The organism is Streptomyces amritsarensis (genome assembly GCF_001953875.1).
GTDB lineage: Bacteria > Actinomycetota > Actinomycetes > Streptomycetales > Streptomycetaceae > Streptomyces > Streptomyces amritsarensis.
In genome coordinates this window covers 1-10,806 of the sequence record NZ_MQUR01000154.1, presented here as the reverse complement: position 1 = coordinate 10,806, position 10,806 = coordinate 1, and the positions used below count along the sequence as shown (strand labels likewise).

Genomic DNA, 10,806 nt, shown 5'->3' with positions numbered 1-10,806 from the left:
TCCGACTCTATCAGAAGTTTTCCACCGGATTTCCCCGGCTTCGAATTCCTGAAATGGAAAGTCGGTTGTACCCCGATCGGATCTTGATGTCCATGTGGGGTGAGAGAGAGTTTAAACCGTCGCTGCCGAACTTGTCCAGTTCGAGGCAACCGTTCGAATCTACCTCCCCGCTCGATCCGTGTCAACGGCGTTTGCGGGACGACGAGGAGACTAGCAGCTCAGCAGGCTTGTACGCACATCAGGCCGCGGTCGGGAGCGTTGCCGTCCGGTCCGCCGCCTCCACGTCGCCGAGTTCGCCGGCGCGGGCGGCCCTGCCGCCCAGGACGAAGACGTAGAGCAGGAACGCCGCCTCGGCGACCACGCCGATCGTGATGCGTGCCCAGGTGGGGAGGCCGGAGGGGGTGACGAAGCCTTCGATCAGGCCGGAGACGAACAGCACCACCGCGAGGCCGAGGGCCATGCCGAGGGCCGCCCGGCCCTGTTCGGCGAGGGCGGTGCGGCGGGTGCGCGGGCCCGGGTCGATGACCGTCCAGCCCAGGCGAAGGCCGGTGCCCGCCGCCACGAAGACGGCCGTCAGTTCGAGCAGGCCGTGCGGAAGGATCAGGCCGAGGAAGACGTCGAGCCGGCCCGCCGAGGCCATCAGGCCGAGGCCCACCCCGAGGTTGGCCATGTTCAGGAAGAGGATCCACAGCACCGGGATCCCCAGGAAGGCGCCGAGGACGAGGCAGATCGCGGCCGCTTGGGCGTTGTTCGTCCAGACCTGGGCGGCGAAGGATCCCGCGGGGTTGCTGGAGTAGTACGTCTCGTACTCGCCGCCCGGCTTCGTGAGTTCCTTCAGGTGCTCCGGGGCGGCGATGGCGCCCTGCACCTCGGGGTGCGTCGCTATCCACCAGCCGATGAGTACGCCGAGCGCCGTGGAGAGCAGGGCCGTCGGTATCCACCAGCGGCGGCTGCGGTACACCGCGGCGGGGAAGCCGACGGTGAAGAAGAGCGCGGCGTCGCGCCAGGCCGCGCGGCGGGTGCCCGTGACCGTGGCGCGGGCGCGGGCGACGAGCTGGGTCAGTCGCCCGGTGAGCATGGGGTCGGGCGCGGTGGACTGGATGAGGGACAAGTGGGTCGAGGTGCGCTGGTAGAGCGTGACGAGCTCGTCGGCCTCCTCGCCCGTCAGCTTGCGGCCGCGGCCCAGGAGCTGCTCCAGGCGGTCCCATTCCGCGCGGTGTGCCGTGACGAAGACGTCGAGATCCATCCGGTGCGCTCCCCTGCCCAGGGTCCCCTGGCCGCTGCCTGTTCCTAGTGTGGTCAGCTTGGCAGACTTGATGCAGCAGGGGCGGAGCAGGTCACATGAGAGGTGCTGCGGTGAGCGATCTGGTGACGGGGGACGCGGTCGTCCTGGGGCTGCGGCCGGCGAGGCTGCCGAGCCGTGCGCTGGCGATCCTCCTGGACCTGGCCGTCTACGTCACCGCGTACGTGCTCATCGGGGTCGGGCTGACGCTCGCGACGGCCTCGCTGGATCCGGCCGCCCAGGCCGCCATCGCGGTGGCGAGCTTCCTGTTGCTGCTGGTCGGGATCCCGATCGCGGTGGAGACCCTCTCCCACGGCCGCTCCCTGGGCAAGCTCGCCTGCGGGCTGCGGGTGGTGCGCGACGACGGCGGGCCGATCCGGTTCCGGCACGCGCTGGTGCGCGGTGCCCTCGGGGTCGTGGAGCTGCTGCTGACCTTCGGCACGGTCGCGGCCATCGCCTCGCTGGTGTCGGCGCGCGGGCGGCGGCTCGGAGACGTCTTCGCGGGGACCCTGGTGGTCCGGGAGCGGGTGCCGGGGACGCGGGTGATGCCGGTGCCGGCGCCGCCGCCGTGGCTGGCCGGGCGGTTCACGCAGCTGGACCTGTCGGCCGTGCCGGACGGGCTGTGGCTGGCGATCCGCCAGTACCTGACGCGGATGAACCAGCTGGACCCGCAGGTGGGTGCGGCGATGGCGGCGCGGCTCGCGGACGATCTCGTGGCGCGTACGGGCGCCCCGCCGCCGGCGGGGGTGCCGGCCGCGGCCTACCTCATGGCCGTGGTCCACGAGCGCCAGTCGCGCGATGCCGCCCGGGCCTTCAACGCAGCGGCCGCGGCCTCTCCCGTCCCGCCGGTCGTACCCGTACCGTCCATTCCGCCCGTCACGTCCGGCTTCGGGCCGGTGCCGGCCTCGGCGCCCGCCCCTGCCCCTGCCCCTGCCCCGTATGTCGGCCCCGCGCAGGCTCCGCGCGCCGGCGGGTTCGCTCCGCCCGCCTGAGGGCGGGGGGCAATTCGGGGGTCACTGCTCCTCGAAGGCCGAGGGCGGGGTCTCCAGGTGTTCCAGTTCGATGCCGGGGGCCGAGAGGACGACGTCGCCCGCGATGTGGACGGTGTGGACCTCGCCCGTGTCCAGGGCGGTGACCCGGTACTCGTCCACCAGGAGCGGGCCGCTGTCCGTGGGGTGCTCCTCGCGGCCCACCAGGGCCCAGGCCTGGTCGACCGTACGCGGGGCCAGCACCGGGTCGGTGAGGGCGAGCAGGCGGACGCGGGTCGCGGGTGCGCCGGGGGCCGGGCGCAGCAGACGGGCCGTGGCGATCAGGAAGGCCGGGGAGGTGCCGGTGAAGCCGGGGGCGGCGATGTTGCCCTCGGTGGCCTCGGTGCCGGTGGGGTCGGTACGGACCCAGGTGACGCCGTCGAGGGCGGCTCCGCGGACCTGCCAGCTCGCGGCGTTGACCTCCAGGCGGATGGGGCGGCCGAGTTCGTCGATGGCGAGGTCGACGGAGCCGCGGTGGTCGCCGGCCGGGGTGGTCAGCTGGGAGACGTAGCGCCAGCCGGAGGGGCCGGGGGCGCAGTGGAAGTGCTCCTCGCCGAGGGGGGTGTGGTCGTGCGGGTCGTGGAGCGAGTATCGGCCGCGGGGCATGGTGCGCACACTTCTTCGGATCGGGGGGTACGGGGCAGGCCCCCGGCATGGTGCCGGGGGCCTGCTTCAGGTCCGTCCGCGGTTGATCAGGGGCTGATCAGTAGCGGTAGTGGTCCGGCTTGTACGGGCCCTCGACCTTGACGCCGATGTAGGCGGCCTGCTCCGGGCGGAGGGTGGTGAGCTTGACGCCGAGGGCGTCGAGGTGGAGGCGGGCGACCTTCTCGTCGAGGTGCTTGGGCAGCACGTAGACGTCGGTCGGGTACTCCTGCGGCTTGGTGAAGAGCTCGATCTGGGCCAGGGTCTGGTCCGCGAAGGAGTTCGACATGACGAAGGACGGGTGGCCGGTCGCGTTGCCGAGGTTGAGCAGGCGGCCCTCGGAGAGGACGATCAGGACCTTGCCGTCGGGGAACGTCCAGGTGTGGACCTGCGGCTTGACCTCGTCCTTGACGATGCCCTCGACCTTGGCCAGGCCGGCCATGTCGATCTCGTTGTCGAAGTGGCCGATGTTGCCGACGATGGCCTGGTGCTTCATCTTGGCCATGTCGGCGGCCATGATGATGTCCTTGTTGCCGGTGGTGGTGATGAAGATGTCGGCGGTCTCGACGACGTCGTCCAGCGTGGCGACCTGGTAGCCGTCCATCGCCGCCTGGAGGGCGCAGATCGGGTCGATCTCGGTGACGATGACGCGCGCGCCCTGGCCGCGGAGGGACTCGGCGCAGCCCTTGCCGACGTCGCCGTAGCCGAAGACGACCGCGACCTTGCCGCCGATGAGGACGTCGGTGGCGCGGTTGATGCCGTCGATCAGGGAGTGGCGGCAGCCGTACTTGTTGTCGAACTTCGACTTGGTGACGGCGTCGTTCACGTTGATCGCCGGGAAGAGGAGGTCGCCGGCCTGCATCATCTCGTAGAGGCGGTGCACACCGGTGGTGGTCTCCTCGGTCACGCCGCGGATCTCGGACGCGAGCTGGGTCCACTTCTGCGGGTTCTCGCCGAGGGTGCGGCCCAGGAGCGTCAGGATGTGCGCGTATTCCTCGGAGTCCGCGGTGGACGGGTCCGGGGCCTCGCCGGCCTTCTCGAACTCGACGCCCTTGTGGACGAGGAGGGTGGCGTCACCACCGTCGTCGAGGATCATGTTCGGGCCGCCGGTGGGGGTGTTCGGCCAGGTCAGCGCCTGCTCGGTGCACCACCAGTACTCCTCCAGCGTCTCGCCCTTCCAGGCGAAGACCGGGACGCCCTGCGGGTTCTCCGGGGTGCCGTTCGGGCCCACCGCGATGGCGGCGGCAGCGTGGTCCTGGGTGGAGAAGATGTTGCAGGAGGCCCAGCGGACGTCGGCGCCGAGGGCGACGAGGGTCTCGATGAGCACGGCCGTCTGCACGGTCATGTGCAGGGAGCCGGTGATGCGGGCGCCGGCCAGGGGCTGGGCCTCCGCGTACTCGCGGCGGATCGACATCAGACCCGGCATCTCGTGCTCCGCCAGGGTGATCTCCTTGCGGCCGAAGGCGGCCAGGGAGAGGTCTGCGACCTTGAAGTCCATGGGTGCTGCTCCTCATGGTTCGAGAGGTGGGTACGGCTGGTCCGTGCGCCGTCCTGGGGACGGGACACCGAGCACAGTCCGTCGGGGGTCCTCTCTCCCCTCGGCCGGTCGCAGGGACCGCCCGACCCGCCATCAGCAGCGACGCCTGACACTGCCCACGAATCTACACCGATCGGCGGCGGCGGCCCCAGTCGGACGGAGAACTGGCGGGGTTCGGGTTTCCGGCCGTCCGGCGTGACCCCTGCCCGCTGCGGTTTTTCGGCCAGACCGTAGTCTTCCGGCCATTCGCACTGGTGGGAGGGGTTGGAGAGGCATGGCACGCAGGCCTGGGAGGAGACGGGGGATCGCGGCGATCGCGCTGCTGGTGCTCGGCGTCACGCTGGCCGTGGGACCGCTGGTCTACATGTTCGGCCGGTTCACCCCGGTGAAGCAGTTCAGCGAGAACATGCTGCCCACGCTCCCCGTGGGGGACGTGCTCGCGATGGAGAAGGATCCGGGCGAGGTCCGGCGCGGTGACGTGATCACCTACGACCCGTCCGCGTGGGGACTCGACGGCCCGTTCCTCGGGCGGGTCGTGGCGTTGGGCGGGGACCACATCGCCTACGCGGCGGGCGACCCGGCGCTGACCCTCAACGGGAAGCCGCTCGACGAGCCGTACGTGCGCGACGGCGACGCGGGGGCGGGCGGGGTGAGCTTCGCCGTGTCGGTTCCGCAGGGCCGGATGTTCGTGCTGGGCGACAACCGCGGCAATTCGGCGGACTCCCGGTTCCACCCGGAGGTCCATGCGGGAACGCTGCCGGTGTCCGCGGTGACCGGGGTCGACTCCGGCCTCGACCGGGACGCCCCGCTGGTGGCGGTTCTCGGTCTGGTCTCGTTCGCGGGGACCTGGCTCCTGCTCGCGGGGCTCGGGCTGGGGATCGCCTCGCTCGTGGCGCGCCGGCGCGGGCCGGTCGAGGCGCAGGGGCCCGTCTGGGGCGCCACGCGGGTGGACGCGCCGTAGTCCCCGGTCCCTGCACGTACGCCGAAGGCCCCCGCGGGCTGCTGCTCGCGGGGGCCTTCGGCTGTACGCATGCGGTGTACGGGACTACTCGGCGGCTTCGGGGCGGTAGATGTCCGGCTCCAGGTAGATCACGCGGGCGATCGGGACGGCCTCGCGGATGCGGGCCTCGGCGGCGTTGATCGCGTCGGCCACCTCGGTCGCGGTGTCGTTGCCCTCGACGGCGATCTTCGCGGCGACGAGGAGCTCCTCGGGGCCCAGGTGCAGGGTGCGCATGTGGATGACGCGGGTGACGACGGTCCCGTCGACGGCCGCGGCCTTGATCTTCTCGACCTCTTCGACGCCGGCGGCCTCACCGAGCAGCAGGGACTTGGTCTCCGCGGCCAGGACGATCGCGATGGCGATGAGCAGGACGCCGATGCACAGGGTGCCGATACCGTCCCAGACACCGTTGCCGGTCAGCAGGGCGAGGCCGACACCGCCGAGCGCCAGGACGAGGCCGACGAGCGCGCCGAGGTCCTCCAGCAGCACGACGGGCAGTTCGGGGGCCTTGGCCCGCTTCACGAACTGGGTCCACGACAGCTTGCCGCGGATCTCGTTCGACTCCCTGATCGCGGTGCGGAAGGAGAAGGACTCGGCGATGATCGCGAAGACCAGGACGCCGACCGGCCAGTACCAGGCCTCGATCGGGTGCGGGTCGTGGATCTTCTCGTAGCCCTCGTAGATGGCGAACATGCCACCGACGGTGAACAGCACGATGGAGACGAGGAAGGCGTAGATGTACCGCTCGCGCCCGTATCCGAAGGGGTGTTGCGGCGTGGCCTCCCGCTGGGCCTTCTTCCCCCCGAGGAGGAGCAGGCCCTGATTCCCGGAGTCCGCGACCGAGTGGACGCTTTCCGCGAGCATCGACGACGAGCCGCTGAAGAGGAACGCCACGAATTTGGCTACAGCGATGGCGAGGTTGGCGGCGAGTGCCGCCACGATCGCCTTGGTACCGCCCGACGCGCTCATGGGTGCAGGGTGTCCTTCCTGGGCCAGTGACTACGGCCGCACATTGTTGCAGCCCCTGGGCCGGACGCCGCGTCAGACGACCACGGTGGCCCGGAAGACCGTGCCGTTTCCGGACAGTTCGACCTTTTCGCCCGCCGGTACGAAGGCCGATCCGCCGGGCGAGAGGGCCAGTTCGCCGGCCTGTACGGAGCCTGCCGTGCAGAGCAGGATCTGCGGGGCGCCGGCCGGGAGGACGTGGGGGGCGCCGCCGGGTGCGAGGAGGAAGCGGGAGAGCCGGAACTCGTCGATGGGGGTCTCGTAGACCTCCTCGCCGCCGTCGCCCTCGGGCCGCATGACGGTCGGGTCGCTCGGCTCGAACCGCACGATCTTCAGCAGCTCGGGGACGTCCACGTGCTTGGGGGTGAGCCCGGCGCGCAGCACGTTGTCCGAGTTGGCCAGCAGCTCGACGCCCAGGCCGTCGAAGTAGGCGTGCGGGACGCCCGCGCCGAGGAACAGCGCCTCGCCGGGCTGGAGTCGGACGTGGTTGAGCAGCATGGCCGCGAGCACGCCGGGGTCCCCCGGGTACTCGTGGGCCAGGGCGGCGTACGTGGCGTACTCGCCGCCCAGGTGGGCGGCGGCGGCAGCGGTCTCGGCGACCGTACGGGCCATCTGCTCGCGGTCCGCGGTCAGTACGGCCGTCAGGACCTCGCGGAGCGCGGCCTCTTCGGGGTGGGCGCGCAGCAGGTCGGCGTACGGCTTCAGGGAGTCCACGCCCAGTCCGTCGAAGAGGTCCGCGGACGCCTGCGGGGAGCGGAAGCCGCACAGCCCGTCGAACGTCGTGATCGCGCAGATCATCTCGGGCTTGTGGTTGGGGTCCTTGTAGTTGCGGTGCCCCGCGTCGATCGGGATGCCGCGCCGCTCCTCGTCCTCGAACCCCGCCTTCGCCTGGGCCAGGTCGGGGTGGACCTGGAGGGAGAGCGGGGCGCCGGCGGCGAGGATCTTGAAGAGGAAGGGCAGTCCGGGGCCGAACTTGGCCACGGTGGGCGCGCCGAGCTCCCCCTCGGGGTCGGCGGCGATGACCTCCGCGAGCGACCTCTCGCCGGCGCCGCGGTCGACGCGGGACGGCGCTCCGGGGTGGGCTCCCATCCACAGCTCGGCCTGCGGCTCACCGGTGGGTTCGACACCGAGGAGCGCGGGCAGGGCCGTGGTGGATCCCCAGGCGTAGGGGCGGATCGTGTTGGTGAGGCGGTCCATCGTCGTCTTCCTGGATAGATCCGGGTGCGTGCGCGAGCTTCAGCTCTGTCCCCCGGACGCCAACGCCAGGTAGGCGGTGGCGAAATCCGTGACGGCGAGCAGTTCGGCGAGCTGCTCCAGCTCGGCGCCTTCCTCCGGTTCGAGCTCGCTGATCGCCGTGTCGTGGCTGAGGGCGAGCTCGCGTGCGGCGGGGGCGGCGGTGAGGCCGCCGGCCGGCCGGTCCCGGAGCAGGACGACGCGGGCGCGAAGGGCCTGGGGCTCTTCGACCCGGTCGCGGAAGAAGTCGTCGGGGTCGGCTCCGGCGGCGAAGTCGCCGGCGAGCAGGACGCCGTGGGCGGGCAGTGCCTCGGGGAGCGCGGCCGCCAGTGCGGGGCGGCCGGCGAGCTCGGCGAGGGTGGCGGCGAAGCGGCGGCCGGCGGGGCCGGCGCCGGTGCCCTCGCTCCAGATGAGCGGCAGTGAGTCGGCCAGCTCGGCGGCGAGGGTCTTGGCCGGGTTGGAGTAGGTGGCGATGGCGGGCCCGCAGCGTTCGGCCGTCCGGTCGAGCCGGTCGGCGACGAGCTGGAGGGTGTCGGGGGCCGCGGTGATCAGGCCGACCTTGTCGAGGAGCAGCAGCAGGGGCGTCAGCAGGGCCCACAGGGCGCCCGGGCCCGCGGCGGCGGACTCGTCGAACTCCTGGTACGGGGCCTTGGCCATCGGTACGAGGAGCCCGTGCGCGCCGTCCACCGCCTCGCTCAGCGGTGAGCGTTCGGGGGCGACCGCGACGACGGTGCAGCCGCGCCGGTAGGCCTGCTCGGCGAGCAGGGCGAGCCCGGGCTCGGTGCCGTCGGTGGTGGCCACGAGCAGCAGGTCGACGGAGCCGGCCCAGCCGGGCAGGGCCCAGCGCAGTGCCCCGGAGGCGTGGGCGACCCCGGTGGGGTCGAGCCGGATCACCGGCGCGGAGGCGCCGGCGAGGGCGCCGAGCAGGTCGGCGACGCCGGTGGCGGCGGTGCCGGGCCCGGCGATCAGGACCGCGCGCGGGCGGCCGTCGGGGCGCAGGGTGGCAATGCCCGCCTCGCTCGCGTGCCGGGCCGCGGTACGGACTCTGGCTCCGGCTTCGGCCGCACCGCGGAGCAGGCCCCGTCGGTCGACGCGGGCGAGATCGTCCGGTGCGTCGAGGAGCGACTCGTCGAGCATGGCGGCCTCCGGCTGTTGGGTGACGGGAACCTGTCTGCGCGTGATGCGGTGCGGTGCGGTGTTCTGCGGGTGGTGCGGGTCGGGCGGGGTCAGGCGGGGCGGCGGGCCTCGTCCACGAGGAGGACCGGGATGCCGTCGCGGACCGGGTAGGCGAGAGCGCAGTCCTGGCCGGTGCAGAGCAGCTCGGGGGTCTCGTCGGCCGACTTGTCCTCGAGCGGCGCGTGGCAGGCGGGGCAGGCGAGGATCTGCAGGAGGCCGGCTTCGAGCGGCATGGGGTGGGTTCCCTTCGGGGATGCGGGTGGGGCGTGGTCAGCGTACCGCTGGGGCTCCGCCGGTGCGGCCTGGGGCGGGCGGCGGTGATCGGCGGCTCCGCCGGGGCGCTGGGGCCGCCGGGGCCCGGCTGAGGGGAACCCCGGCTCCGCCGGGTACCGGGCTCCGCCCGGGCCCGCGCCTCGAACTCCCCCGGCTACCGCCGGGAGGTGCCCCCTGGCGAGGCTGAAATTGCGGGCCCGTGCCGAGAGTGCCGGCGGAGCTGGAGGTGCGGGGGGAGGGGGCTGGGGACCAGCCCCCTCGGGACCGGATCTCAGGCCCGGATGAGGGCCAGGGCCTCGTCGCGGATGCGGGCCAGGGTTTCCGGGTCACGGGCCTCCACGTTCAGCCGCAGCAGCGGCTCCGTGTTCGAGGCCCGGACGTTGAACCACCAGTCCGCACCCGTCACCGTCAGACCGTCCAACTCGTCCAGCTCCACACCCTCACGGCCGCCGAAGGACTCCTTCACCGCCGCCAGACGGGCCGCCTGGTCCCCGACCGTGGAGTTGATCTCCCCCGACCCGGCGTACCGGTCGTAGGAGGCCACCAGGGCCGACAGCGGGCCGTCCTGACCGCCCAGGGCCGCCAGCACGTGCAGCGCCGCCAGCATGCCCGTGTCCGCGTTCCAGAAATCCTTGAAGTAGTAGTGCGCCGAGTGCTCACCACCGAAGATCGCACCCGTCCGCGCCATCTCCTCCTTGATGAAGGAATGACCCACCCGCGTCCGCACCGGCGTGCCGCCGTTCTCCCGGACCACCTCCGGCACCGACCAGGAGGTGATCAGGTTGTGGATCACCGTGCCCGACCCGCCGGCACGGGCCAGCTCACGCGAAGCCACCAACGCCGTGATCGCCGACGGAGACACCCCCACGCCCCGCTCGTCCACGATGAAACACCGGTCCGCGTCCCCGTCGAAGGCGATCCCCAGATCCGCGCCCTCCGCCAGCACCCGCGCCTGCAGATCCACGATGTTCTTCGGGTCCAGCGGGTTCGCCTCATGGTTGGGGAACGTGCCGTCCAGCTCGAAGTACATCTGCGTCACCTCCAGCGGGAGGCCCTCGAAGACGGTCGGGACGGTGTGCCCGCCCATGCCGTTGCCCGCGTCCACGACCACCTTCAGCGGACGCACCGACGACAGGTCCACCAACGACCGCAGGTGCTCCGCGTAGCCCTTGAGGGTGTCCTGCTCCGTGATCGTTCCCGGCACCGTGCCCGCCGGGACCTCCGGGACGCCCTCCTCCAGCCAGCCCTCCACCAGGGAGCGGATCTGCGACAGACCCGTGTCCTGGCCCACCGGCGCCGCACCCGCACGGCACATCTTGATCCCGTTGTACTGCGCGGGATTGTGCGACGCCGTGAACATCGCACCCGGCAGACCCAGCGAACCCGACGCGTAGTACAGCTGGTCCGTCGAACACAGACCGATCAGCGTCACATCCACACCACGCGCCGCGGCACCCCGCGCGAACGCCGCCGACAGACCCGGCGACGAAGGACGCATGTCATGCCCCACCACGATCGCCGACCCGCCCACGACCTCGACGAAAGCACCACCGAACAGCTCCGCCAGCGACTCGTCCCACTCGTCCGGCACAACGCCACGCACGTCATACGCCTTGACGATGTTCGAAAG

Annotated in this window: 10 protein-coding genes; 2 read left to right on the top strand and 8 right to left on the bottom strand. The window is 72.0% G+C overall.

The features are described 5' to 3' along the window. Window positions 1-238: 238 nt before the first annotated feature. Window positions 239-1,246, bottom strand: a complete 1,008-nt coding sequence (locus AVW11_RS34240; protein ID WP_076046966.1) for a stage II sporulation protein M — start codon at window positions 1,244-1,246, stop codon at window positions 239-241. A gap of 110 nt (window positions 1,247-1,356) precedes the next feature. Between AVW11_RS34240 and AVW11_RS34235 the strand changes: the two genes are divergently transcribed. Next, window positions 1,357-2,274 carry an RDD family protein gene (locus AVW11_RS34235; protein WP_240528335.1) on the top strand — a complete coding sequence of 306 codons (918 nt, stop codon included), beginning with the start codon at window positions 1,357-1,359 and terminating at the stop codon, window positions 2,272-2,274. 21 nt (window positions 2,275-2,295) lie between these two features. Here the strand turns inward: AVW11_RS34235 and AVW11_RS34230 are convergent, their stop codons facing one another. Both AVW11_RS34230 and ahcY read right to left on the bottom strand, forming a co-directional pair. Further along, window positions 2,296-2,916: a hypothetical protein gene (locus AVW11_RS34230; RefSeq protein WP_030855973.1), complete on the bottom strand. Its 621-nt coding sequence runs from the start codon at window positions 2,914-2,916 to the stop codon at window positions 2,296-2,298. A 97-nt stretch (window positions 2,917-3,013) separates the two neighbouring features. Further along, window positions 3,014-4,450, bottom strand: a complete 1,437-nt coding sequence (ahcY, locus tag AVW11_RS34225; RefSeq protein ID WP_030855971.1) for an adenosylhomocysteinase — start codon at window positions 4,448-4,450, stop codon at window positions 3,014-3,016. Window positions 4,451-4,763: 313 nt separating this feature from the next. Here ahcY and lepB point away from each other — a divergent pair, with 313 nt between their 5' ends. Then, on the top strand, window positions 4,764-5,450 hold the full coding sequence (gene lepB, locus AVW11_RS34220) for a signal peptidase I (protein ID WP_078094371.1): 687 nt from the start codon (window positions 4,764-4,766) through the stop codon (window positions 5,448-5,450). An 84-nt stretch (window positions 5,451-5,534) separates the two neighbouring features. Here the strand turns inward: lepB and AVW11_RS34215 are convergent, their stop codons facing one another. The 5 genes from AVW11_RS34215 to AVW11_RS34195 form a co-directional block, all read right to left on the bottom strand. Continuing rightward, window positions 5,535-6,458, bottom strand: coding sequence for a cation diffusion facilitator family transporter (locus AVW11_RS34215; protein WP_030855968.1), 924 nt, complete (start codon window positions 6,456-6,458; stop codon window positions 5,535-5,537). 72 nt (window positions 6,459-6,530) lie between these two features. Further along, window positions 6,531-7,691, bottom strand: a complete 1,161-nt coding sequence (gene manA, locus AVW11_RS34210) for a mannose-6-phosphate isomerase, class I (protein WP_030855966.1) — start codon at window positions 7,689-7,691, stop codon at window positions 6,531-6,533. A gap of 39 nt (window positions 7,692-7,730) precedes the next feature. Beyond that, the gene (locus tag AVW11_RS34205; RefSeq protein ID WP_030855964.1) at window positions 7,731-8,864 is read right to left on the bottom strand and encodes an SIS domain-containing protein; all 1,134 of its coding nucleotides are present in this window, start codon (window positions 8,862-8,864) and stop codon (window positions 7,731-7,733) included. A gap of 89 nt (window positions 8,865-8,953) precedes the next feature. Beyond that, on the bottom strand, window positions 8,954-9,136 hold the full coding sequence (locus AVW11_RS34200; protein ID WP_030032543.1) for a Trm112 family protein: 183 nt from the start codon (window positions 9,134-9,136) through the stop codon (window positions 8,954-8,956). Window positions 9,137-9,447: 311 nt separating this feature from the next. Continuing rightward, window positions 9,448-10,806, bottom strand: a 1,359-nt coding sequence (locus AVW11_RS34195; protein ID WP_240528334.1) for a phosphomannomutase/phosphoglucomutase, incomplete at its 5' end; no start/stop codon positions are given.

Bases quoted from the DNA above. Each gene is read 5' to 3' on its own strand.
- AVW11_RS34240 (WP_076046966.1), bottom strand. From the start codon at position 1,246: ATGGATCTCGACGTCTTCGTCACGGCACACCGCGCGGAATGGGACCGC.
- AVW11_RS34230 (WP_030855973.1), bottom strand. From the start codon at position 2,916: ATGCCCCGCGGCCGATACTCGCTCCACGACCCGCACGACCACACCCCC.
- ahcY (WP_030855971.1), bottom strand. From the start codon at position 4,450: ATGGACTTCAAGGTCGCAGACCTCTCCCTGGCCGCCTTCGGCCGCAAG.
- lepB (WP_078094371.1), top strand. From the start codon at position 4,764: ATGGCACGCAGGCCTGGGAGGAGACGGGGGATCGCGGCGATCGCGCTG.
- AVW11_RS34215 (WP_030855968.1), bottom strand. From the start codon at position 6,458: ATGAGCGCGTCGGGCGGTACCAAGGCGATCGTGGCGGCACTCGCCGCC.
- manA (WP_030855966.1), bottom strand. From the start codon at position 7,691: ATGGACCGCCTCACCAACACGATCCGCCCCTACGCCTGGGGATCCACC.
- AVW11_RS34205 (WP_030855964.1), bottom strand. From the start codon at position 8,864: ATGCTCGACGAGTCGCTCCTCGACGCACCGGACGATCTCGCCCGCGTC.
- AVW11_RS34200 (WP_030032543.1), bottom strand. From the start codon at position 9,136: ATGCCGCTCGAAGCCGGCCTCCTGCAGATCCTCGCCTGCCCCGCCTGC.